The organism is Undibacterium sp. SXout7W, assembly GCF_049339385.1.
GTDB lineage: Bacteria > Pseudomonadota > Gammaproteobacteria > Burkholderiales > Burkholderiaceae_D > Undibacterium.
Map to the genome: position 1 here is coordinate 18,377 of NZ_JBMPPF010000015.1, position 25,860 is coordinate 44,236.

The 25,860-nt window shown below is 45.1% G+C and carries 19 protein-coding genes; 14 read left to right on the plus strand and 5 right to left on the minus strand.

Annotation, left to right across the window (positions count from 1 at the left end):
• Positions 1-229 precede the first annotated feature (229 nt).
• On the minus strand, positions 230-976 hold the full coding sequence (locus ACO0LB_RS14225) for a Crp/Fnr family transcriptional regulator (protein WP_423050147.1): 747 nt from the start codon (positions 974-976) through the stop codon (positions 230-232).
• A gap of 271 nt (positions 977-1,247) precedes the next feature.
• On the opposite strand from ACO0LB_RS14225, the gene ACO0LB_RS14230 reads away from it, so the two are divergent.
• The 13 genes from ACO0LB_RS14230 to ACO0LB_RS14290 all read left to right on the plus strand — a co-directional run bounded on the left by ACO0LB_RS14230 (position 1,248) and on the right by ACO0LB_RS14290 (position 18,839).
• The gene (locus tag ACO0LB_RS14230) at positions 1,248-1,592 is read left to right on the plus strand and encodes a hypothetical protein (protein ID WP_423050149.1); all 345 of its coding nucleotides are present in this window, start codon (positions 1,248-1,250) and stop codon (positions 1,590-1,592) included.
• 150 nt (positions 1,593-1,742) lie between these two features.
• Positions 1,743-3,881, plus strand: a complete 2,139-nt coding sequence (locus tag ACO0LB_RS14235) for an EAL domain-containing protein (RefSeq protein WP_423050151.1) — start codon at positions 1,743-1,745, stop codon at positions 3,879-3,881.
• A 140-nt stretch (positions 3,882-4,021) separates the two neighbouring features.
• Entirely contained in the window at positions 4,022-4,195 is a 174-nt protein-coding gene (locus ACO0LB_RS14240) for a CsbD family protein (RefSeq protein ID WP_423050153.1), read from the plus strand.
• Positions 4,196-4,781: 586 nt separating this feature from the next.
• Positions 4,782-6,020, plus strand: coding sequence for a glycosyltransferase (locus ACO0LB_RS14245; protein WP_423050310.1), 1,239 nt, complete (start codon positions 4,782-4,784; stop codon positions 6,018-6,020).
• A gap of 58 nt (positions 6,021-6,078) precedes the next feature.
• Complete coding sequence (locus tag ACO0LB_RS14250; RefSeq protein ID WP_423050155.1) at positions 6,079-7,062, plus strand: hypothetical protein; 984 nt, start codon at positions 6,079-6,081, stop codon at positions 7,060-7,062.
• Complete coding sequence (locus tag ACO0LB_RS14255; protein ID WP_423050157.1) at positions 7,050-8,030, plus strand: hypothetical protein; 981 nt, start codon at positions 7,050-7,052, stop codon at positions 8,028-8,030. Before ACO0LB_RS14250 ends, ACO0LB_RS14255 begins: the two co-directional genes overlap by 13 nt.
• A 94-nt stretch (positions 8,031-8,124) precedes the next feature.
• Positions 8,125-9,345, plus strand: coding sequence for a non-hydrolyzing UDP-N-acetylglucosamine 2-epimerase (wecB, locus tag ACO0LB_RS14260; protein ID WP_423050159.1), 1,221 nt, complete (start codon positions 8,125-8,127; stop codon positions 9,343-9,345).
• Positions 9,346-9,399: 54 nt separating this feature from the next.
• Positions 9,400-10,245: a YaiO family outer membrane beta-barrel protein gene (locus tag ACO0LB_RS14265; protein WP_423050161.1), complete on the plus strand. Its 846-nt coding sequence runs from the start codon at positions 9,400-9,402 to the stop codon at positions 10,243-10,245.
• Between the two features lie 12 nt (positions 10,246-10,257).
• Complete coding sequence (locus tag ACO0LB_RS14270; protein ID WP_423050163.1) at positions 10,258-11,070, plus strand: hypothetical protein; 813 nt, start codon at positions 10,258-10,260, stop codon at positions 11,068-11,070.
• Between the two features lie 272 nt (positions 11,071-11,342).
• Entirely contained in the window at positions 11,343-12,758 is a 1,416-nt protein-coding gene (gene fumC / locus ACO0LB_RS14275; protein WP_423050165.1) for a class II fumarate hydratase, read from the plus strand.
• 773 nt (positions 12,759-13,531) lie between these two features.
• The gene (gene imuA, locus ACO0LB_RS14280) at positions 13,532-14,278 is read left to right on the plus strand and encodes a translesion DNA synthesis-associated protein ImuA (RefSeq protein ID WP_423050167.1); all 747 of its coding nucleotides are present in this window, start codon (positions 13,532-13,534) and stop codon (positions 14,276-14,278) included.
• Positions 14,211-15,680: a Y-family DNA polymerase gene (locus tag ACO0LB_RS14285; RefSeq protein ID WP_423050169.1), complete on the plus strand. Its 1,470-nt coding sequence runs from the start codon at positions 14,211-14,213 to the stop codon at positions 15,678-15,680. The genes imuA and ACO0LB_RS14285 overlap by 68 nt, the downstream gene beginning before the upstream one ends.
• Before the next feature lie 15 nt (positions 15,681-15,695).
• Positions 15,696-18,839 carry an error-prone DNA polymerase gene (locus ACO0LB_RS14290; RefSeq protein WP_423050171.1) on the plus strand — a complete coding sequence of 1,048 codons (3,144 nt, stop codon included), beginning with the start codon at positions 15,696-15,698 and terminating at the stop codon, positions 18,837-18,839.
• 14 nt (positions 18,840-18,853) lie between these two features.
• On the opposite strand, the gene ACO0LB_RS14295 is transcribed toward ACO0LB_RS14290, so the two are convergent.
• The 4 genes from ACO0LB_RS14295 to ACO0LB_RS14310 all read right to left on the minus strand — a co-directional run bounded on the left by ACO0LB_RS14295 (position 18,854) and on the right by ACO0LB_RS14310 (position 23,929).
• Positions 18,854-20,074, minus strand: a complete 1,221-nt coding sequence (locus ACO0LB_RS14295) for an ABC transporter permease (RefSeq protein ID WP_423050173.1) — start codon at positions 20,072-20,074, stop codon at positions 18,854-18,856.
• Entirely contained in the window at positions 20,074-20,880 is an 807-nt protein-coding gene (locus ACO0LB_RS14300) for an ABC transporter ATP-binding protein (RefSeq protein WP_423050175.1), read from the minus strand. Before ACO0LB_RS14300 ends, ACO0LB_RS14295 begins: the two co-directional genes overlap by 1 nt.
• On the minus strand, positions 20,877-22,187 hold the full coding sequence (locus tag ACO0LB_RS14305) for an efflux RND transporter periplasmic adaptor subunit (protein ID WP_423050312.1): 1,311 nt from the start codon (positions 22,185-22,187) through the stop codon (positions 20,877-20,879). The genes ACO0LB_RS14300 and ACO0LB_RS14305 overlap by 4 nt, the downstream gene beginning before the upstream one ends.
• 179 nt (positions 22,188-22,366) lie before the next feature.
• Positions 22,367-23,929, minus strand: a complete 1,563-nt coding sequence (locus tag ACO0LB_RS14310; protein ID WP_423050177.1) for an efflux transporter outer membrane subunit — start codon at positions 23,927-23,929, stop codon at positions 22,367-22,369.
• Positions 23,930-25,160: 1,231 nt separating this feature from the next.
• On the opposite strand from ACO0LB_RS14310, the gene ACO0LB_RS14315 reads away from it, so the two are divergent.
• Complete coding sequence (locus tag ACO0LB_RS14315; RefSeq protein ID WP_423050179.1) at positions 25,161-25,814, plus strand: BON domain-containing protein; 654 nt, start codon at positions 25,161-25,163, stop codon at positions 25,812-25,814.
• Positions 25,815-25,860: the final 46 nt, after the last annotated feature.

The following is a 25,860-nucleotide window of genomic DNA, read 5'->3' on the forward strand; positions in this document are numbered from 1 at the left end:
GCGAACCATTCGTTCCTACGCAGAGAATAGCAGCATTCCAATCTTTGTATGTGCGTTATCGCACACATAAGTGAGTGTGATCTACGTCAACCTTAACAAAGGTAGGTAATTTTTCTGATAATCGCAGTGAATGTCATGTAACTAGTTTTCGTTTCGGACAATGGTAATAAATACATAGTGCCAGTCTTCGGGCTGATTATCAGAGTTGCTCAAAAAAATTTTGAAGCGATCAGATAGAAGATTTCATTTCCGGGGTACTGTTATTTGGGAACACTTTTTTTAATTGATCGAATTCATTTTTTATGAGTTGGTAACATTCGCATACTTTTTTTTCTAAACCTGAACGATCAGTTATTTCAATAGATCCACGACTGTAACTGATGAGCCCTGCTTTTTGAAGTGCGCTTGCTGCTTCTGTGATGCGTTCTCTTCGAATCCCTAATGTATTAGCAATTAATTGCTGTGTCATTACCAGCGAATTAGACGATTCTCTGTCAAAATTCTGTAGCAACCAACGGCACAATTGTTGTTCCACACTATGGTGCCGATTACAAATGGCAATTTGTGTCATTTGTGTAATGAGTGCTTGTGTATAGCGTAATAAAAGTCTGAGAACAGGCCCTGCACGATCAAACTCCATTTTTAACAGACGCCCTTTAAGGCGATATGCATATCCTCCCCGCTGGACAATCGCGAAGTTAGGTGTCGTCGCGCCCCCCATAAACAAAGAGATGCCGACGATTCCTTCATTTCCAATTGCTGCAATTTCTGCGGAAGTACCATCCTCCATCATATACAGCAGTGTAATGACTGACGTGGTGGGAAAGTAGACAAATTTTTGCAGTACTCCCGCCTCATAAATAATATCACCAGCCGACACAGTGATTAATTCCAAATCCGGCAATAATCGATTCAGCTCTGGTGTGGCTAATGCGTCGAGAAGGTAATTTTGCATTGGGCTCGGGAGGCGGTTCATGTACGTTATTAACCTTGGAGGTACTTAAAAAAACAGGGGATAGATATCAGACATACTTCTTTGTTAGCAGACTATCACGTCATTGAAAATTACTATGCGCGTTCACGCACACAAGCTCTATTGATATCAAACATCAGAAAAATTCTTTGAATATTAACCGACTCGAATATGCGCTGATCTCCTCATTTTTATCGAAAGTGCGATATCGAACGGACATTGGATCTGTTTTTATATAATTTCAATATATTCCGTTTATCTGAAAATGAAAGAGATGATGAAAGCGATTACCTCTACAAATCTCGACGCTTTGACAAAAGCGGTACAGTCACTTGTCATTGATGCGGAGTATTTTTTAGAAAAAATTGAAACTCAATCGGATGAGTCCGCAACAAATTCGCACCTTGATTTTGGTCAGAAATTAGTCAATCTTAAGCGAAATCTCATGGATCTTGATGAAGCAATAGTCAATAGTGCCCATTCTGCTGTAAGGACGACAAATCAGCGTGTGCACGAATCGCCATGGACATCGATTTTCATTGCTGGGTGTATCGGAGGAATATTGACACTCGTCTCTAACCGATGCTGTCAAAAGAAAAAAGAAATGCTTAATGCCTGAAAAGTAAACAGATTTTATTTACTTTACCGGATTCAAAATTTTGCAATAACAAGTTATGCAATTGCGATGTAGTACCTGCTTCATTTTTTGAGGTGACCAATTATGTCAAAAGACTCACTTCAACGTAACGAATGAGGAACTGTCTACATCATGTTAAATCGGGTATTGATTGTTACTAACGTTACTGCAGATATGCAACAACTCGAATATACCTTGCTTCATGCAGGTGATAGTCATTTCGAGATAATGAAGGCAACGCAATTATCTTTCGCATTGAATTGTTTACAATTCAAAAGTATCGACGTGATATTGCTTGATTTATTGCTGCCAGATAGTCAAGGTATCGGATCACTTCTTCATTTATTGCAGTTCGCACCGCTCATTCCTATATTTGTAATAGCTGATTCATACGCGCAGATAACATCAGAACAGGTGATTGAGCATGGTGCAGCTGGCTATTTGACGAGAGCTTATTTTTCTACCTATTTAATACCGCAATCTATTCGCAATATAGTTCAGCGAAATTCTGCAGAAAATAACATTTTCATCGAGAAAAATCGCGCAGAAATTATGCTGAATTCAATTAGTGATGCAGTCATCGCGACTGATTTAAAAGGCAATGTCAATTATTTGAACGACGCCGCAACACGTCTGACTCAGTGGACGAAACTGGGCGCATGTGGACATGCTATTACTGAAGTAATGCCGATTATTAATGCTGAAACTCGTAAGCCAGTTATCAATCCAGCGAATGCTGTTCTTATAGACAATGTACCTTTGACGTTAGCTCCAGGAGCTATTTTAGTTCGCCCCGATGGTAGCGAATTGGACATTGAGGATTCGACTTCTCCTATTCACGATAACCGTGGAGATCTGGTGGGAGCAGTTATGGTATTTCATGATGTCACGGCCGCCCAAGCAATGTCAGCAAAAATGGCTTATTTCGCTCAACATGATTTTTTAACTAATTTGCCAAACCGCATTTTACTCAATGACAGAATTTCACAAGCGATTAGTTTAGCCAATCGTCGTGGTACACATTTAGCTCTTCTTTTTCTGGATCTTGATAACTTTAAATATATCAATGATTCACTTGGTCACGCCGTAGGAGACTTGCTTTTACAATCCGTGGCTGAAAGACTTTGCTCTTGTGTACGGCATTCTGATACGGTAAGTCGCCAGGGAGGAGATGAGTTTGTCATACTGATCAACGAAGAAAATTCGGGTGACGATGCATCTCTTATCGCGACCAAAATATTGAAGATATTCTCCATTTCGCAGGTGGTAGGTAAGCATGCGTTACATGTGACGACGAGTATCGGCATCAGTATTTTCCCAAACGATGGAGAAAATGCTGAGGAATTGATCAAAAATGCAGATACAGCGATGTATCAGGCAAAAGAAAGAGGGCGAAATAATTATCAGTTCTTTAAAAAGGAAATGAATATTCGCGCGGTTGAAAGGCAACTAATCGAATCTCATTTGAGAATAGCCTTAGAAAAGCAAGAATTCACATTGTTCTATCAGGCAAAAATTAATCTGCAAAGTAGTGCTATTACAGGTGCAGAAGCCTTATTGCGCTGGCACCACCCGGTATGGGGACTGGTGATGCCTTCCAGATTCATCGAAATTGCAGAAGAGTCAGGCTTAATCATTGAAATCGGACGATGGGTTTTGCGAGAAGCCTGTATGCAAATGAAAAACTGGATCAACGCAGGAATGATGCTGGGTACAGTTGCTGTCAATATTTCTGCATTAGAGTTTAGGCGTGATGATTTTATACAAAGTGTGACAAAAATTTTGAAAGACAGTGATCTTGAAGGAACTTATTTGCAGCTTGAGATTACTGAAAGTGTATTAATGCGTGATGCAGATATGAGTACCACTATTCTGCGGCAACTAAAAGCAATGGGAATACAAATTGCAGTAGATGATTTTGGAACTGGCTATTCAAGCCTCAGCTATCTCAAAAAATTTCCAATTGATATATTAAAAATTGATCAGACATTCGTCCGTGACATTGATTCACCAGAAGACCATGGTGCGATTGTAAGTGCCATTGTTGCAATGGGAAATAGTCTCCATTTTCGGGTAGTTGCTGAGGGCGTTGAAGAAAAGGTGCAATTAGATTTTTTGAAAAAATTAGACTGTGAGGAAGCACAAGGATATATTTTTGGCGGTCCTATGATAGCGACGGATTTTACTCAATTCTTTGGAATAAATGGAATCGTGACGTGTCCGGAGGCTCCACATTGCTTTAAACATTCCAGTACATCTCAGATATTTTAGAGATTTGTTCATTGGCGTACAGATAAGATAAACCTGCATTGTTATTGTTGTCTCACCTGATGACTAGTCGTGGCGTTACGAATATATGATTTATATCTGTTGTCAGGTATCCCAATATAAACAATTGAAAGAGGAACTCCATGAATAAAGATCAGATGCAAGGTACGACAAGAGAGATCATTGGTCGGTTTCAAAAAAACTTTGGCGAGGTTTTTGGCAATCAATTTCAAAAAGAAAAAGGCTGTATGAATGAAATAGCAGGGAAGTCGCAAAAATCGCTGGGTGATATTAAAGAATTTATCGCAAAGAAATGACATAGGTATGCGCGGGAAGGGGACTATTTTCACCAAGCCGCCTTCCTGATGAATTGATTTTTATATTGTTTCTGTCAGTGATATTTACAAATAAAAAATACTATTTTTTCTGAATAATGGTGTGTTGTTTTGATGATGTTTTTAACTTTACATATTTCTATAAAGTTTGACTTGCTGATTATCTGTGTCCCAACGCACAGATAAGAAGATCACAAATCTCGTATCTTGATATCTCGGCAGAGCAATCTGCAGGCGACACAATATTGGATATGAGGTCATCATGTTATTTCAAAATCATGCTGGTAGTTTCTACAAACAACATAGATCACTCCCCTGGAAAATAAATGCCAGAGTCGCTATCGCAACTCTATGTTGCGGAATATGTTTGATATTTTCCAACAGTGTATTTGCCGCCAAACAGAACCTAGCCCTGGTCGGGAGCATACAAGAGAAAAGTACTCCATCGTTTGACAAACTTGCTTTATCAGACTCCGTAACGAATACGGAGGCGACGATAGTTGAGTCTGCTGTTGATGCAAAAAAACAGTTTCTACCAATAATCACCACTCACAATGTCATGTCGATCATGGCGTTACTGCTTTTTATCATTGTGCTTATCATGATGGTATATGCCTTGCGTCATATATTATTTACTTTGAGTAGGTTATTTGGGCAGCAGCGTCATCCTTATATTGATATTGACTCAGCGCAATGGCCTTTGATCACAGTATTTATCGCAGCTCACAATGAAGAAAAAGTCATCGCAGGATGTATTGAGGCGTTACTCAATAGCAATTATCCGGCGGATTGTTTGCGTATTGTTCCCGTTAATGATCGTTCTGCTGATCGCACACGTGACATCATTGATTCCTACGTTCTAGCTTATCCGGGCCGAATTACTCCTTATCACCGTATCGGTGGAAAGCCTGGTAAAGCAGCTGCACTCAAAGATGCATTGATACATGCGCAAGGTGATATCGCTATTATTTTTGATGCTGACTATATCCCTGGACGTGGACTACTTAAGCAACTGACTTCTCCCTTCTTTGATCCAGAGGTGGGGGCAGTAATGGGGCGTGTGGTTCCTATGAATGCAGGTGTCAATTTGCTGACTCGTATGCTTGACCTTGAGCGTTCTGGAGGATATCAGGTAGATCAACAAGCAAGGATGAATTTAAAATTGGTTCCCCAGTATGGAGGTACCGTAGGCGGGGTGCGCCTTTCTGCTGTCGATGCTGTTGGTGGATGGCACGACAATGTTCTTGCAGAAGATACGGATATCACCTATAGATTGCTAATCAATGGATGGAAAACAATTTATACCAACCGCTCTGAATGTTATGAAGAAGTTCCCGAGGATTGGACAGTTCGGATTAAGCAAGTGAAGCGATGGGCCAAAGGCCATAATCAAGTGCTAATTCGCTATTGGTTTCCGTTTGTTACCAGCTCCTATCTCACTTTGCGTGAGAGAGTGGATGGGTTATTACTTCTATTGGTATTTATCATGCCGCCGTTGCTTTTGATTGGCTGGCTATTGGCGATCATCTTGTATTTTTTTAATGAAGGATCTTTAGTTTCTACATTAATACCTGTATTTGCATTAATGGCATATGGAACGATGGGAAACTTCGCCGCTTTTTTTGAAATTACGATCGCTGTTTTATTAGATGGAAATCGGCACCGTCTTCTACTTTTACCGCTGAATTTATTTGGTTTCATTATTAGCTTATTTGCTATTTCTTCCTCTGTAGGCAGTTTGTTCATTGATCATATATTCAAACGCGATATGGTCTGGGAAAAAACGATTCGGTACAGGAAGGTCTGAATATATGCCTCATATTTTCATTTCTTTCGTTACCTTCATATCGATCTGGTGCTTATTGATGTGGGTAGTATTTCGGTCTGCATGGCAAGAATGGCGTCACCCGACGGACTATGCTCCGCTGCCAATTGGTATTGATTACAGCAATGATGTTATTTATTTTGCTGAAAAATTCAGAGCGTTAGTATTTGCCAATAAAGAAGGGCATACGGTGATGGCAAAAGGGCAGTATCAGCTTGTTGATTCAGATGTCAAAGAAATGGATTGGGCTAATGCAATGTTGCCTCTAGTGTCTTTGTCTTCACTTGTGACAAAGACACCGGTGATTTGCAAGCAACCTTTATTTGTTGCTGGAAATATTCATTTGCAACACGGAAATCATTTCTCTGCACTATTTTCGCAAGGCTCAATCAATGTTGGCCCTGGAACTGAAATCTACGAATGGGCACATGCGGATGCCGAGATGGTATTGGGGGAAGGATGTAGCGCGAGACGTAGACTATCTTCGCTGACTACAATTGAGTTAGGCAACCAATGTTCTTTCGAACGTATTAATGCTCCTATTGTTTACTTTGGATCACGTTCACGTCATATACCCAAAAAAATCATCGTCACACCTGACGGTTTTTTCAATGAGATACCCAATGTAATACAACGAACTCCATTCTTATATATGGTGAAGGGTGATTGCATCTTACCTGGAAACCGTGTTTATCGCGGATCACTCATTGTCACTGGGTGCTTATTTATTGGAGAAGGAGCCAGTATTTTTGGTGACGTAAAAGCCAGAATGGGAGTCGTTGTAGAAGAAGGCGTATTGATTGCCGGATCCTTGATCAGTGAACACCGAGTACAAATTCTCGAAGGTGGAATGATCAGAGGACCAGTAATCTCGGAAAGTATGATTCATATTAATTCTCGGTCACGGATCGGAATGTTTGAATTGCCTACAACGGTCAGTGCAAAAAATATCGTTATCGAGGCCGGCAGTGTTGTGCATGGTACCGTGTGGGCGCGAGAAATGGGAATTGTATGGTCCTTCTGATTTCACGCATACTGCTGTGTATTTTGTTATCGGGATCTTTGCCAGGGAATGCAAATACTATTTCATCGCTGGATTTATCTGGTTATGTCGACGGTACAGGTGCTATTTCAGTTCAAGAGCATGGAGATACGGTTGACCCCTATTTTGTCTTGCAAGCACTTTTGCTTGCTCAAGACAATCAATTGAATATTTCGGCATACGCTAAAAACTGGGTTGAATGGTTGATCACCCGACAGAAACCAGATGGAACGTTTGATCGCTTTTGTCGTAATGGTCCCATTTGGGCTCCATGCAAGATTGCGGATGCAGATGATTCGCAAATGGCTTTATGGTTAAAATTGATCGAATCAATGCCTGCTGAACTGAATGCCAATCCTCGTTGGCGTAAGAGTCACGCCGCAAGCACGCTTAAATTAGAGCAGTTAATTGATCCTCAACGGGGTATTTACCTCGTTTCCCCAGTGTATCAACTGGGACTCTTTATGGATAATTTGGAAGTATTATCCTATGTTCCCACATCAAAAAACGTCACACATCTTCTTTTGAAGAAGCAGCTGGCCAATAATATCCGAAATGTTTTTTGGGATAAAAAAGATCAGAGATATTTGGTCTCGACACAAACTGAACAAAAGACAGCTAAACGTCAGTTTTACCCTGATGATATTGCCCAAATATTCCCTTTATTCTATCGCGATGCACCTCTGCCAACAGAGCGCCATGCTTATTATCGACAATGGATGACGGATCACCGTCGTGTCTGGTTACTGCAATCGAGAGAAGATTTTGCATGGGGATTGATCGCTATCACTGCGCATAAAGAAGGAGACCGCGTCTCTGCACAGTGCTGGCTGAGAGAGGCTGGTCAATTCAGACATACCTCTCATTGGATTGTGACCGATGAAGTAGTTTGGCAAATTCTTATCCGAGATGGTTTGGTTCCTGCCGGAAAAGGTATTGCCTGTCTCTGAGTATTCTTTCTTTTCCACCTAACACTGATGCCAGACGTGCGTCGTGTTTTCCATCCATGACCACGGTCATTTCGCTTTCTATAAAAGGCTGAAAATGCAGAACAAAATTTATCTCGCTTGTGTAGGAACTCGTCCCGAGATCATAAAAATGGCACCGGTCTATCATGAAATGCGATCAAGAGGGCATACGATGTTGTTAGTGCATACTGGTCAGCATGAGTCCATTACAGATGGATTGTATGCTTTTTTTGACATGCTTCCTGATATCACGATCTATTTAAAACGCCAGTCATCTTCTTTGACACATTTAACCTGCGCATTGTTGGAATCAATTGATAGTGCAGTTGAGCAACTAAAGCCAGATGTAATTTTAGTGCAAGGAGACACTACTTCAGCTTTTGTTGGTGCATTGATTGGTTGCTATCATCATAAACAAGTCGCACATATTGAAGCTGGCTTGCGTACGCACGAGTCTGAGCCTTTTCCAGAGGAAAAAAATCGTGAAATGATCGGACGCCTATCAGATTGGCATTTTTCTCCAACTGAGCAGGCGGTCATGAATTTACAAAATGAGGGAATTTGCTCATCCAGAATTTTTGAAGTTGGAAATACGGTGATTGATGCTGCCATATGGACTAATCAGAGAATATCGGCAGAAAATTTTGATTTTAGTTTAGCCGCTCCGCCAGAACTCGTCCTTTTTATAGCGCACTATTCAGTCCGACGCTTGATCCTGGTGACCGCACATCGGAGGGAGAATTGGGGACAACCAATTCGAGATATTGCGATAGCGGTTGGTCGATTGCTGTTACGTCATGAAGATGTCGTCGTAGTTTGGCCGGTGCATCCCAATCCTGCTGTTCGCGTCAGTGTCGAAGACGAAATTCGGCAATTACCAACCAGTGTGCAGGAACGTATTTGTTTGACCGAGCCACTCGGATACCAGGCGTTGATCGCTATTCTCGTCAGATGTGAGTTTGCATTAACTGACTCAGGGGGTATTCAAGAAGAAGCATCCGCTTTCGGGAAGCCCGTACTGATAACACGTAAAAGTACCGAGCGACAGGAATTAGTTGATGCAGGGGGCGCGCTGCTAGTTGGAACAGACACTGATCTGATTCTGGATAAGGCGGAGTTACTTCTTTCCGATCCACTATTTTATCGCCAGATGCAATTGAATGAGAGCCCCTTTGGTGATGGACATAGCGCGCGGCATATTGTGGACGTATTGACTCAGGAGATATCTTCAGTTGCTCTATTAGCGGGTCATTTGCCAAGTGCGAATGTGTATTCAGAAGGTGGAATATCGCTGTAATGAATTCAATATGTAGTGACGAACATTGGCAATTTGATTCAACAAGGACACAACATGAAAACAACTTACCTCACTTTTTTTACGTTCGCTAGTATGCTTTTTTTGTGTCATGAAGCGTATGCGCAACAGCAAAATAATTCAAGCTATGAGTTTGAAAATCCCGCTGTAATTCTAGCGCAACAAGATCAAATTAAACCAGTCCGCTCACTTGAACTCAGCATCGGAAAGCAATACCTGACGAATGATTATGCAGCATGGAAAGATATTTCATTGAGTGGTGTCTATGGAGTAGGTCGGCAGGTTTTTCAAGTTGAGCTTTCTTCTAAAAAAGAATTTAATCAAACGGGCCACTTTTTAGGTGTGGCAGATACGATCACCGTTAATGATGATTGGTTTGCAAGAGTATCCGTTGGAGCTGGTAACGGATCTTTCTATCTTCCACATGTGCGCAGTGATCTTTTTTTATATAAAAAATGGTTTGATAAACGAAATTTTGTAAGTTCTTTAGGCATCGGCTATTACAGTTCTCCAGATGGACATATAGATCGTAATATTAATTTAGGTGCGACATATTATTTTGAAAAGCCATGGATTCTCCAAGGTGGTATCAGATTTAATCGCAGTAATCCCGGTCAAGTTGAAACACATCAACAATTTATTGCAGTCACATATGGTCGGGATAAGCAAAATTTGCTGACAGTCCGTGGCGGTTGGGGCGGGGAGGCCTACCAACAAATATCTTCGGCACAGTCTATTGTGAATTTTCAAAGTCGTGAAGTCAGTGTTTTATGGCATCACTGGCTTAACGCAGATACAGGTTATTTACTCAGCGTAGAAAGATACAGTAATCCATTGTATGAGAGGGTTGGGGCGCATGTTGGTTTTTTTTATCAGTTTTGACTTGAGCCAGACATGAAAACAATATTGGTAAAAGCAAAAGTTCAGGATGCTGCTTTACAGGCTGGACTGCAGGCTTTAGAAAAAATAAAGCATCAGCATGCACAGAGCAATCCGCATCGGTCATTAGGGGCGCTTTCACTGCCACCATTCTTATTGCTGCAGATTATTTTTTTACCGTTAGCATTTTGTGGCGCATTATTTTTTCTGAAATTTTATATTTTGAAGTTTTGGCAGAAAAGTATTCTTTTTTTTTGTGAGCAATTAGCGATTCCGTTTGTGACCTCAAATGAACAACTGGATCTTGCCCATCCTGGTTTTCAGTGGTCGGTTAACCACTATACTTATATGCCAGACATCAGTATTTTGTGGCTGAGTTTTTTCTTAGTTTTACTTATTTGGATCGGGTCGTTTTGGCTGGATAAATCAAGGCTTCCGTTAAAATATCTGGTACGGATTATGTGTACTGTCCAAGTTTTTTCTTTACTCTTCTTTTTCTATTTCCCCAATTTTTTTCCTTATACGATACTGAGCCATAGTATTGATTTAATTGGTATGGGATATGTTGTGCTTGTAGCCTCTCCGGTTATGTTGAGTTTTGGATACTATGTGTTGAAGGTCAACCTTTTACAGAAAATAATGTACACGCTGTATATCCTTGGTTATTTTTTGATTCTAGTTCCTTGCCAGGTTGTTCTTCACATGCTGATATTGCAACATTTCTCACTCCTGTTTTTGCCCGTGTTGTATATTTTTTTTGGTATGTTATTTGATGTGTTGATTTTTATCGCCTTATATTCTCAGGTTGTCAGTAAAGTGCCAGCATAAACGATGATATGACATTTTTAATATGCAAGCGAAAACTGGAGTGTTATTTTAAAAACTCCGTTTTATTAATTTCATCATGCTGTGAATATTAAAATATTGATCTGCTCCATTTTCGGCTTTTTTCAGCTTTACTATGGCTTCGTCTGAAAACGAACCAATAATGAGAGCTATTTGATATCTAATGAATATGAAATTAGAGCGTCAACCGGTTTAAAACCAATCATACTCATAACGAGCATTAATCACCGTTTGACTGCAAAAAGGACTCACCCATGACTATAAGCAGAATCGAAACTGACTCCTTGGGAAGTATTGCAGTTGCTGCTGATCGCTACTGGGGAGCACAGACAGAAAGATCTATTCACCACTTCCCTATAGGTATTGCACGTTTCCGTTGGCAACGACCAGTGATAAGCGGATTGGGCGTACTTAAACGAGCCGCAGCTGAAGCGAATGCACAATTAGGTGAATTGCCAGAACAAATTGCTGGATGGATCATCCAAGCCGCAGATGAAGTAATTAATGGATCACTTGATGGGCATTTTCCCTTAGTCGTATTTCAAACTGGCTCCGGAACGCAATCCAATATGAATGCGAATGAAGTCATTTCTAATCGGGCCATAGAAATTGCGGGTGGTGTACTAGGTTCCAAAACTCCCGTTCATCCTAACGATCATGTGAACCGTGGTCAATCTTCCAACGACACTTTTCCGACTGCAATGCATATTGCCATAGTGAGTGAATTGTTTAACCGCTTATTTCCTGCTGTTACACAATTACGCAATACCCTTGATGGTAAAGCGATTCAATATGCGGAGATAGTGAAGACTGGTCGTACGCACTTACAGGACGCAACGCCCATTACGCTCGGACAAGAAATCGGCGCATGGGTAGCACAAATCGATTTTGGCCTGGCAGCAGTGCATGCAGCGCTACCGGGTCTATACGATCTGGCAATTGGCGGCACGGCAGTTGGTACGGGCTTAAATGCACATCCACAATTTGGCGATCTGGCTGCCAGCCGAATCGCTGAATTGACGGGGCAACCGTTTCGTTCTGCGGTGAATAAATTTTTTGCATTATCCTCCCATGATGCTTTAGTACAAGTGTCAGCGGCACTCAGAACATTAGCAGGTGGTCTGATGAAAATGGCGAATGACATACGATGGCTGGCGAGCGGCCCACGTTGTGGCATTGGTGAACTGCATATTCCAGAAAATGAGCCAGGATCATCTATCATGCCAGGCAAAATTAATCCTACTCAATGCGAGGCGCTGACAATGGTATGCGTACAGGTCTTCGGCAACGACGCCTCCGTTGCATTTGCTGGCTCACAAGGGAATTTTCAGCTGAATGTCTATAAGCCGGTGATGGTGCATAACGTGTTAGAAAGCATAGAGCTACTCTCCGATTCCTGTGCAGCGTTTGACCGATTTTGTGCGGTTGGAATCGAGCCTGAATTAGCGCGTATTAGTGCAAATATTGAATGCAATCTAATGCTGGTGACTGCGCTGAATAGTCATATCGGCTATGAGAAAGCCGCTGCCATAGCAAAAAAAGCTCAACATGAAGGTAGCAGCCTGCGGATTGCCGCTTTGGCACTTGGATATGTTAACGAGGCTCAATTCGACGCATGGGTACAACCGCTGGAGATGACCAGCAATCAGAAGAAAGTATCTGACATGTAAACGACAGGAACTGTTGTCCACTTTTTATATCGAGTGGAGACTCTTTTAAAGTGCTTGATGTAGCTAAAAAACGCTCTACCGAGCCTGTAAAAAATCTGTGTAAGTTCTCGCGGATCTATTGATGAGCGTTAATGTGCTCACCAAATTCCATAGCAAAGCGGTTGAGTGCCTGTCGCCAAATCTTTGGCAAGCACCTGGAACTGACTTCTTTTTATTGCGTTTGTTGTCATTTTGGTAGTTCCTCACGATAGGAGGTTCATTGGCCAAAATTAATTACACACTTTTATTTACAGGCGCTGAATCCGCTCTTTGATTTTTCTCATTGAACTAACGCGGAGTATTTGGAAATTCCCATCAAATATGCCATCGCGAGACGTTTGCCTAGTTTGTACCAAACATTTTCGTAATATTTGCTTGCGTTTTCATGAATTCGCGTCCCTTCGATTTTCGTATATTCGTTTCCATTATTTTAAGGCTGAATTCAGAGCTTTTACGTAACAGTACATGCTATTCAATTTAGTCCTAGCCAACTTAGTCAGTTACGTTATCGCTTGCTGAAGCGTTCTACGCCAGCCAACTAAACCGCCATGACGGTAAAATTTACATCCTTTGCCACATTAAGGCCAATGCATTCATTTTTAAAAATACTATTAGAAATAATTTGATTCCAAAAAATCTGGTAGCGAGAAATAAAGACGATATTTAATTTTTTAAGAAAATACTGTATATTTAATCAGTATAATTTAAAAAACTAACTTATCAGCGACAAATTCATGCTCTCCCAGTCTCACACTTACTTCAATCTGCCTCATGTGCTGGGTCAAATGCCGCACGCGATTTGGCGTGCCAGCGAAATGGCGGTCCATAAGACATCCACATTATCATCTGGTTTTACCAAGCTTGATGCTGAGTTGCCGAATGGTGGTTGGCCGCGTTCTGCTTTAATCGAATTGCTGGTACAGCAGGCTGGCGTAGGCGAGATGCAGTTCCTGAAACCTATACTGGCAGCAATCGCAAAGACTCACCGTATAGCTCTTATCCAGCCACCGCATATACCGAATGGTCTGACTTGCCAAGACTGGAATTGGCCTGCAGAAAGGCTCATTTGGATAAAAACAACCGTGACGGCAGACGCTCTTTGGTCAGCAGAACAAATTCTTAAAAATGGGAGTTGTGGTGCGGTACTTCTCTGGCAATCAAATATCCGCTCTGAGGCCTTGCGCAGACTGAATCTGGCAGCACAAACAACAGATACTTATTTTTTTCTTTTTCGGCCCATCTCGGCGCATAGAGATGCCTCACCAGCGCCGCTACGTTTATCGCTTCGACCGGCACGGGCAGGGATTCATATAGAAATCATCAAACGACAGGGATCGCATTCTGACACCGTACATCTAATCCATTTGCCTGACATGCCTGTCAGCCGTCATATCAACACAACGGAACACCATCATGCGCATGTGGATCTGCCTGCACCTGCGATCTTTGCCGCTGGAAGCCATCAGACCCTCCTGGTCTGAGCCTGGCCCTTATGTCCTGATTGAGCAAGATCATGTTTTGACAGCGACGCGGAAAGCGATAGCTGCTGGCGTGCGTCCCGCTATGCGTCGAAACGGTGTGGCGACCATTGCTCCTGAAGTGATTATGCTGGATCGTGATTTGCAAAAAGAAAGCATTGCGCTCAATGTCATCACAATGACTTTGCTACGGTTCACACCAGAGGTGACTCATACAGATGATTTTTGTGTATTGATGGATGTCACTGCCAGTCTGGCTCTGTTTGGTGGCCCTGGCGCTATTTGTCGACAAATACACGCATGTATTCGTACACTGGGCTTTACCGTCACCATGGGCGCAGCACCCACTGCTATGGCAGCATGGCTGCTTTCAAGAGCACCAGACAACAATCCAGCTATTCGTGCAAGACGTGCCATCCAGGCTGGCACCATGGAACGGTACCTGAATTGTCTGCCTGTTCTGCTGTTACCGTCTGCTAATGCCTATGCTGAATGGCTTCAAGGGATAGGCTGTAACACCATAGGACAGTTGCGTCAACTGCCCCGGGCAGGATTACAGCGTCGTACCAATAAGCGATTGCTGGAAGCGATAGATAAAGCGTATGGTCTGGCACCTGAACTCTTTGAATGGATTAAAGCACCGCTAACATTCTCCGCGCGACTGGAAACCCATGATCGTATTGAGCATACGGAAGCGCTGTTGTTTGGCTCTCACCGCCTGCTATTGCAGTTGCTAGGTTGGTTGGTTTCCCTACAAAAGGCGGTTTCCTGCTTTGTACTTTTTCTGGAACACGAAAGAGGTCGTGCTGCTATTGCACCAACACGAATAGAAATCGCATTGGCAGAACCCGCATGGCATGAAGACCATCTGATTCACCTCTTAAAAGAACGGTTAGGGAGGATAGAACTGACTGCTCCGGTCATCGCACTGCGTCTTGAAGTCATACAGTTAGCCGATATGCTGCCTCCCACTCATGCACTGTTTCCTGAGCCAGGTGGTTCCCCAGAGGATCATAATCGCCTGCTCGAGTTATTAGTGGCACGACTGGGTAAAGATAACGTCCTGACACTGTCCCCTCTGGCAGATCATCGGCCTGAACGTGCCAATTGCTGGGTATCCGTGGCGACCCAATGTCCCAGGCAGAATGTTTACCATGGCGACTTTGAGCGTCCGTTCTGGTTGTTGGAAAAACCGATACCACTTTTAGTGAGGGATAACCGGCCATTCTATGGCTCTGCACTCAAGATGATCAAAGGCCCTGAGCGTATTGAAAGTGGTTGGTATGACGATGCTATGGTCGCTCGTGACTACTATATTGCACAGGGAAACGATGCGACATGCTACTGGGTCTATCTGGAGAGGACATCCGATCCTTGCTGGTTCCTGCATGGATTATTTGCCTGATTTGTGTTCATCACCATGCTAAAACCTTCTTTATTACCAGCCTACGCTGAACTTCAAACCCTGACGCATTACAGTTTTCTGCATGGCGCCTCCTCACCGGAAGACTTGATTCAGCGTGCCGCCAAGCTCGATTATCATGCCATTGCGATTACCGATGAATGTAGTGTCTCTGGCATCGTCAAAGCACACGTGGAAGCAAAAAAACATGATATTCATCTGATTATCGGTAGCCAGATACGCATTACACCAGAGCATCACGCATCACCTTTTCTATTGATCGTATTGGCGATGAATAAAAATGGTTATGGAAACCTATGCGAACTGATCACCGTCGGACGCACCAGAGCAGAAAAAGGCAGCTATCTCATCAAGCCTGAAGACATTGCTCACCCAACAGGTGATTTGTCACACCTAAAAGGGATGCCAGACTGCCAGCTCATACTGGCACCTGCCTATGGCATTGATGCAGAAACGCTTGCCTTGCAAGCCGCCTGGCTGGTGCACACCTGTCCAGGGCGCGCACGTATTGGCTTAAGTCTGCATCACCGATCCAAGGATGAACGTCACAAACAAGTGATCGACGATGTCGCTCAGCAATATGGTTTGCCAGTCGTTGCCACAGGGGATGTATGCATGCACGTGCGGTCGTACAAGCCCGTACAAGACACCATGACCGCCATCCGTCATGGGCTCACTATTTCTGAATGTGGATACAAACTAGCACCGAATGCCGAGCAACATTTACGCTCACGTTTCCGGATAGGAAATCTGTATAGCAGGGAATCTCTGGACGAAACACTCAGAGTTGCCGGACTGTGTACGTTTTCATTAGATGAGCTGAAGTACGAGTATCCGGAAGAATTTGTTCCTGCGGGTGAAACAGTGACCAGCTATCTCCGGAGAGAAAGCTATGTGGGTGCCAATTGGCGTTTTCCTGCGGGTATTCCTGGCAACGTGCAATCTCAACTTGAATATGAATTAAAACTCATTGAAGAGCTCAAGTACGAACCTTATTTTTTAACAGTGTATGACATCGTACGGTTTGCAAGAAGCCAACACATCCTTTGTCAAGGGCGCGGGAGCGCAGCCAATTCGACCGTTTGCTATTGCTTAGGCATTACCGAAGTCGATCCAGCTCGGGGAACCATGTTATTTGAACGTTTTATCTCAAAGGAAAGAAACGAGCCACCAGATATTGACGTAGATTTTGAGCATCAGCGTCGCGAAGAAGTGATTCAGTATATCTACAATAAATACGGCCGCCTGAGAGCTGCCTTAACGGCAGTGATCATTTCTTATCGCCCAAAGAGCGTTTTGCGTGATGTTGGTAAGGCTCTGGGTATAGATCTCGCGATCGTAGAAAAAGTGGCGAAAGCCCGCAATGGCTGGGGAGGCAGTGCTGACCTTGTGCAACGCTTGCAGGACTGTGGTTTTGACCCTGACTCGGCAATCGCACAAAAGTGGGCAGACATCGCCGATAAAATGATGAAATTCCCCCGGCACATGTCACAACATCCGGGTGGATTTGTGATCTCCCATGAGAAATTATCACGCCTTGTTCCGATAGAAAACGCTGCAATGGAAGATCGTAGTATCGTGCAGTGGGATAAGGATGATCTGGATGCTGTTGGATTACTCAAGATTGATATTCTCGCTCTGGGGATGCTCAGTTGCATACGGCGTACTCTCGATCTGGTTTCTGAACAGAGAGGTGAACGTTTCGAGTTATCCGATATTCCGGCAGAAGACCAGGCAACGTATGACATGATTTGTGCTGCCGATACCATTGGCGTTTTTCAGATAGAGTCGCGCGCACAGATGTCCATGCTGCCTCGCCTGCGACCGAGAACTTATTATGATCTGGTCATCGAAGTGGCCATTATCAGACCGGGCCCGATACAAGGCGGTATGATTCAGCCCTACCTGAGACGCCGATTAGGCATGGAGCCAGTCACGTATCCAAGTAAAGACATGGAAGCGGTCTTGTCCAGAACATTGGGAGTGCCGATTTTCCAGGAACAGGTGATGCAGATCGCCATGGTAGCAGCGGGTTTCAGCGCAGGGGAAGCTGATGCGCTACGAAGAGCCATGGCGGCATGGAAACGGAAAGGCAATCTTGAGCAGTTTGAACGTCAGCTCACCGAAGGCATGGCCGAACGTGGCTATGCACCAGAGTTTGCTGTCAGTATTATTGGGCAGATTCGAGGCTTTGCTGAATACGGATTTCCTGAAAGCCATGCAGCCAGCTTTGCATTGCTTGCCTATGCCAGTTCTTGGCTCAAGTGCCATGAGCCAGCGGCATTTCTTTGCGCCCTGTTAAATAGCTTCCCCATGGGATTTTATTCGAGATCAACTTTAGTACAAGACGGACAGCGACATGGTTTGACCGTGAGACCCGTTGATGTATGCATTAGTACCTGGGATACCAGCCTGGAATTCATGACCAATCAACAGCACGCAGTTCGGCTTGGACTCAATAATATCAACGGACTTCAGCAAGAAACTGCCTGGCGCATCGAAGAGGCCAGAGCCATTCAACGATTCACGAATGTCAGTGATCTGACAGACAGGGCGAAACTCAATAGCAATGATATTCAGGCGTTGGCTAAAGCGAATGCTCTGGAATCACTGGCAGGTCATCGCCGCCAAGCCTTATGGCAGTCGGTTGTGAGTATTCCAGACAAAGGATTGTTGAGAGATGCTCGTGTCCATGAAGACGAACTCACACTGTCGGCACCAATGGAAGGAGAAACGATGGTCGCTGATTATCAAAGTCTGGGCCTGACATTGGGGCGACATCCATTAGCGTTACTTCGGGAGCAGCTACGGAGCATGAAATTCTTGAGTTCTAACGTTTTGTCGAGCAGTAGAGACGGTATGTTTGCAAGAGGGTGTGGAATAGTGACTGTACGCCAGCGGCCCCAGACAGCAAAAGGCGTAGTATTTTTAACGATCGAGGATGAGGCAGGAACAGTCAACGTGATTTGCTGGCCAGATATAGTGGAACAGTTCCGTCGCGAGATTTATGGTGCTTCACTGATCGGCGTATACGGACGCTGGCAGAGCCAGAATAATGTGAAGCATCTGATAGCGATGCGACTCGTAGACCTGACCCATCTGTTGGGGGAGCTTGCGACCAGAAGCAGGGATTTTTGTTAAGAAGAGAGTTCAAGTCATTCGTGACGCAAAGCAACAATCGGATCCATTCGTGCGGCTCTGCGTGCTGGGAAAAATCCAAAGATGACTCCGATAAAGGCCGAGAACATAAGTGACAGCAGATTGATCGTGGTGTCGAAGATATAGGGTACGCTCATCACGCCAGACAGAATATAGGATGCAGCGGTAGCAATCAATATACCGATTACACCACCAAGTGCAGACAGTACTACGGCTTCAATCAGGAATTGCAACAATACCTCGTTTTCTAATGCACCGACTGCAAGGCGAAGACCAATTTCGCGTGTACGCTCAGTAACACTGACAAGCATGATATTCATAATACCGATACCACCGACCAAGAGACTCACCGCCGCGACTGCCCCAAGCAAGCTCGTCAGTACGCCCATGGTACTTGAGAGGGTTTCTGCTAATTGCTGGGTATCAAAGATATTGAAGTTATCATCATCGCCCTCAGCCAGTTTTCGCCGTTCGCGCATCAATTGCCGCAAGCTGGCTTTGAGTGGTGTGCTGTCAGCACCATCTTGCATTGAGATCGATAGCATATCGACACGGCGACTGCCGGTAACGCGACGCTGCAGTGTGTGCAATGGTAACAGTACTGTGTCATCCTGGTCTCCCATGCCACTTTGCCCTTTGGCGGCGAGAATACCAATCACGGTGCATGAGAATTGTTTCACTCTCAATAATTCTCCCAGACCGGTGCGTCCCGGGGTTCCGCTATAAATTTCACGCCGGACTGTCTCACCAATAATGCAAACGGCTGCACCGGCCCGCTGCTCATCCGCCTCGAAAATGCGTCCGCTGGCCAGTTTCCAGTTGCCGGTATTAAACCATTCGTTGCTGCTGCCGGTAACGCTGGTGACCCAGTTGCGACCATTAGCGACAACAGTGACGCTGGCGCGACCTTGGGGAGCCACCGCAGCAATTCCACCGATCTGTGATTGAATGGCGACCGCATCCGCCTCAGTAAAGTGAGGAACTCCTGCCCCTCCACCCCCACCGCCGGCAGGGCCGCGCTGCCCTGGGTTGATTATCAGCAGATTGGTACCCAGGCTGGTAATCTGCATCTCGATTGCCTGGGTCGCACCTTTACCCAATGTCACCATCGTGATGACTGCACCAACGCCGATGACGATACCCAGGATCGTCAGAAAGGAACGCAACATGTTGCGTTGGACTGATCGTAACGCCAGCATGAAAACGGAGAAAAGCATCAAGTACTCTTGGCAGTCGCCAATAATTCTGGCATCGATGTGATGGAATGAGGATTCATTTCGTCATTAGCAATGCATCCATCGACGAAGATTATTTTGCGTCGTGCATAGGCAGCCATGTCTGGTTCGTGTGTCACCATCAGGATAGTGATTCCGTGATCCCGGTTAAGTGCCAGCAATAAGCCCATGATTTCGTGGCTGCGCTGAGTGTCAAGATTACCTGTTGGTTCATCTGCCAGCACCACATCTGGTTCAGTCACAATGGCTCGCGCAATAGCCACGCGCTGTTGCTGACCACCTGAAAGTTCTGCCGGAGTATGTTGTTCCCAACCACCTAGTCCGACTGATTGTAAGGCTTTGGCTGCAGCAGCACGACGCGCGGCGGCGTTATCGCCACGATAGAGTAGTGGTAATTCCACATTTTCTTGTGCTGAGGTGCGTGCCAACAGATTGAAGCCCTGAAAAACAAAGCCGAGAAAACGCCGCCGCAATCGCGCCCGTTGATCGCGGGACAGTGCTTCAACATGTATACCCTTAAATAAGTACTGCCCGCTACTTGGGGTATCGAGACAACCCAAAATATTCATGGCAGTTGATTTTCCCGATCCGCTCGGACCACTGATAGCGACAAACTCACCTGCATGTATAACGAGGTCGATGCCTTTGAGCGCCATCAGTTCAGCCTCGCCGCTGCCATAACGCTTTGTAACACCTAAGAGAGTGATCAACGGAGCACCCGTTTCCCGCCGCTCGTCAATGGAGCCTGTCGGTGATTGAACTGATGTAGTTTTATCGACCTTATTCATTTTGACTCCGGCATCTTTTGATCCGTGATGACCAGCATACCAACCTGAAGATCACCGCCAATAATCTCTGTCATACGACCATCACTGATACCGGGTGTCACTGCCACGGCGACCGCGACATCATCACGCAATACCCATACCTGCCTGGCGGCGGAAGTACTTGCACCAGATGCTGCAGATTTTCGATTGCTATTCCCAGGAATACGCGGGATCAGGCTAGATGCGATTCCTTTTTTTGCTGAAGCCTCCGCCACAACAGTTGGTTTGAAGCGCAAAGAGGTATTGGGAACCATCAGTACGTTTTTTCGTTCTGTGGCGATAATAGAAGCTGTCGCAGTCATTCCCGGACGCAGACTCAGGTCTGAATTATCTACATCAAGGTAGGTCAGGTATGTCACCACGGCATCGGTAATTGTCGAACCAAACCCGACTCTGGTGATACGTGCCGGGAAATTGCGACTTAGATAAGCACTCACGGTGAAGGTGGCTTCTTGTCCGACTTTCACTGCACTGACATCGGCTTCGTCTACATAAATCCATAACCGTAACTTGGTCAAATCTTCGGCAACAGTGAACAATGTGACTGCCTGAAACGAAGCCGCTACTGCATTACCAGGATCGACGGTGCGGGTGAGCACCACACCATCCGCAGGTGCGCGGATTGATGCTTTGGAAAGGTTAATCTGGTCGGTGGATAATGCAGCTTGTGCATCTTTTACACCGGCACGAGCGCTGGCATCGTCTGCGTCGGCACGTGTTAATGTCGCGTGAGCGGAATCCAGTTCTGCCTTAGAGGGAACCTTACCAGCGGATAGCCTCGCTACCTCGTCCAGACGATTCATGCTTGCTGTTGCTTCCTTGATTGTGGCAGATGTTTGCGCAACCTTTGATTTCGCTGCCGCCAGCGTAGCGCTTGAGCGCAAAATTTGATCACGTAATTTTGCAGTGTCTAACTCGACCAGCACGTCTCCCTTCCGGATCTTATCATTAACGTCTACATTGACTTTCAGTACGGTTCCAGAGAGCTCACTACCAATATTAATTGATCGCGTTGGTTGCAGCGTGCCATTCGCTGTGACAGTTAGTCTGAGATCGCCGCGTGTGGTCGCCTGCGTGTGGTAACTTGGCGTTGCGTTTTGTATTTGCAGCACTTGCCACCACCATATACCGCTAGCACTCATTAAAATCAAAATCATACCAATCCATAACGCTGGACGCCGGAACCAGGGAGGTAACGCGGGCTCGGCGAGCAAGGCAGAAAGATCAGCGCTGGATTGTATTTTCGGCGGCACTTTGCCGTCAGTCAATTCGGAAGTTTTTTCAGCATGAGATTTTGCAGCCGCCTTTGCCGCCACTTTAGCCGTTGCTTTTGCAATCGCCTTTTCGGTGACTTTTGCGATCGTTTTTTGAGAAAGTATTGGTGTCTGTATAGAAGCGGTAGATGCCTCAGTAGGCGCCGACAATCCATCACCAGGTGTGGGCGCATTCATCGTGTGGAATTCCGGTTTTTGTTGCCTTGGATGGCAATGTTGGATGAGATGGGGACAAAAGCGCTCCTATGAACAGCATCAGCATTCCAACCGCCACCGAGTGCTTTGTATAGGCGAATATGATCACTACTCACTTCTGCTTGAGCACTCGCCAAACTATCTTGAATATTCAGCTGAGTGCGCTGGGTTTCCAGGACAATCTGGAAATCAACTAATCCTGTACTGAAACGCTGCCGAGCCAATAGCGACGCAGTAGTGGCTGCGTCGCTGGCATGCTGCAGACTGACCAAGCGTTGACGATCATTTTGCAACGCTATCAATGCATCTTCCACCTCTTTGAGTGCGGTTAATATGACAGATTCATAGGACAAACGTAACTGATCACACACCGCTTGTTGTGAACGTATCTGTGCACGCAGGGCACCACCATCAATGATGGGTATCGCTACATTGGTGATGAGTGAACTCACCATCGATGAACTATTGGTTAATGTGCCAAGAGTGAGTGAGTTGGCACCGAGTGAGCCAGCGAGAGAAAAACTGGGCATGCGTGCTGCCTTGGCCTGTGCAACGTAGGCAAGTGCCGCCACCATTTTTAATTCTGCAGTACGGACATCTGCTCGTTGACGCAAAGTTTCTGCTGGGATGCTCATCGTGAGATGAGCCTCTACTTGTGGCACTGGCAATTTGGTCGATAATAACGAAGCCAGTGCTGTTGGCGGTCTGCCTGTCAGTATCGCTAACGTATGACGTGTTTGACGGATAGTCGTTTGTAACGTCGGCAGCAGAGCGCGAGTCTGCTCAGTCTGGGAGCGTGCTTGTTCCGATTCCAATATGGTCACCAAACCGGCCTGTTGGCGCCATTGTGTAATTCGCAAGGTATCTTCTTGGCTCACCAGATTTTCGCTTGCGATCATCATTCGTGCTTCTGCATTTCGCAGCGTAATATAACTTAAGCCTGCCTCCGCAGCGATTGATACTTGCACATCACCCAAGCTAGCCATACTGGATTGAGCCGTCGCATCGGCAGCATTGATAGCGCTACGGTGAAAGCCAAAAAGATCAGGTATCCAATTGGCACTGACGCCAACTTGGAAAATATTGCTTGTATTTTTACCATTTTGAGCATCATGTTGCGCCGAGGCTGAACCGCTAAGCGATGGCCATAACGCGGCTGCAGCAACATCACGCAAAGCCCACGCCTGCCTTAAAGATGCCTGTGCTATGTTGATATTGGTATTATTTTGCAGCGTGTGGGCGATCAGTATATCGAGGACAGGGTCATTAAAATTTTTCCACCACTCCACAAGCGAGGTAGGGCTATTTTGTGTTTCATTTGATGTCTCTGTCGCAGTGGTCGTAGCTGTAGCCGTTGTCCAAGATGCAGGAATTTTAAAAGAGAGAGTTTGCTCATGCAGGTCTGATGTCGATACGCATGCACATAGTGCATATAACGGCACGAGCAAGGTGATGAGTCTGGATAAGTGCGACAAATACCGAACCATCAACGAGGAATCTGTGTATCCGTACTGCATACGCGTACTGTAAATAATCGGCATATGGGCGCGCCTAAGTGGTACGGATGACGCAGACGCGTATGTGAATGAACCTTGTGATGCTGGTCGACATAAGGTGTTCATCCTTTGGTATATGTGCAAGAAACGTCTGTTTCTTTCTTGCGGAAACCATATACCGAGCCTACGCAAAAGTTTCAGTCGACACCGTGCGGTAACACACTTTGTGCTTATCAGCTCATTGAACAGTCGGTGTGGGCTCAGTTCAAACAAAGGAAAGTCAAAAAAATCGAGAATGACTGGCAGCCACGTTCTTAGTGATAATCAATAGGTGGGTATGGCCTTGACCATTTCGGCAAGCGGTATCGCGCCATATGTCTGTGGCTGGCCAAAAGGTTGTAAATCGTTCCCTATCCCAAGGACGCAGCGGTCAGCGACGTTCCTGAGTTCACAATAACGGATGCTGCCAATGTTATATATCCCGCAAAAAGGAGATAAGTTGGTCGGGTGTAAATTTAAGCCTGCTCTACCTGTCTCTGTAGAGCCGCATGTGATATGCGTATCAGCGAGGGATTCAGGTCTATCGCCAGAATGAATGCTGATCAGATAGAGACTCTGCTATCGACACAACGCGATTGACCAGTAGTTTCATTCAATTCTATAGAAAACCGCTGCTCTTGCACCTGGCTTATTTCATCGGTCGTGTTGGCAGGGCTGGAAATAGCCAGAACTTATGTCGATACTCAGGGGGTTAGATAAATATACTGGCCAAGCCTTCGCAAATCAGAAATCAGGCCGTCCGCTTGACTTTCTCTTGTCTATTGCCTCGGAACGGGGCTGGACTAGCAAGGGAAACGCGGATATGTGGTTATTATTCATCATGAGTTCGGTGATGTCGCTCACTCATAATGCCGCCTACGCAGCCAATAAAAAGCACAACTACTGTCACCAAACAGACTGCTTGAAATGAAAGCGCACATATTGCCAGCGTACTGAGCTCCATGATTTTTCTCCTTACATGGTCTCATCATAGTCGAAAAAAACACTGGTTACTTACAGATGGCTGAGATTGACCGGCTGACAATGAGGTGCGGTACGAGCACGGACTCAATACGTTGTCATAGTGTTGCCGTCTGTCGGGCTTTATCGGAACGATATTGTGTAAGTCCTGCTTGTAATATTTTTCTCAAAAAAATGATCTGTGTTTGACAGCGAACAGACCATACAACAGATGAGTCTTAGGCTAAATTTTCCTCAACTGTAAAAAGAGAAAAAAATGAAAACCGATGAAAAATTGAAAGAAGACGTTAATGCTGAATTGAAATGGGAGCCATCTATTAATGCCGCAAGAATTGGCGTAGAGGTCAAGGATGGCATCGTCAATTTGACTGGTCACGTCGACAGCTACTCAGAAAAACTGGAAGTCGAGCGCGCTACTCAGCGTGTAACTGGTGTCAGGGCACTTTCCGTTGAAATCGAAATTGATTTGCCTGGTGCCAGCCAAAGAAATGATAGTGACATCGCCAGTACGGCACAAAACGTTTTGGGTTGGATGTCAATTTTGCCGTACGGTGCAATCAAAATCATGGTTGAAAATGGCTGGATTACCCTCTCTGGCGAAGTTGATTGGGAGTTTCAAAAGGTAGCGGCAGTCGTTGCAGTTCGTTATCTGATGGGCGTCAGAGGTGTGAGCGACGATATCCAGATCAAAAGCAAAGTGTCTTCTGGCGTAGTCCAATCAGAAATAGAAGCAGCATTAAAACGTAGTGCCATGGATGACGCAAAAAAAATTAATGTCGTAGTCAATAATGCCAATGTGACTCTCTCCGGAAAAGTTGGAAACTGGGCAGAGCGTGAATCTGCACGCCATGCTGCATGGGGCACCCCTGGTGTTAAAAAAGTGGTCGACAACATGACTTTGTCCTACTAGTCCTCCAGCTAATGCAGCATCTTTACTCATCTTTATTGATGCTGTT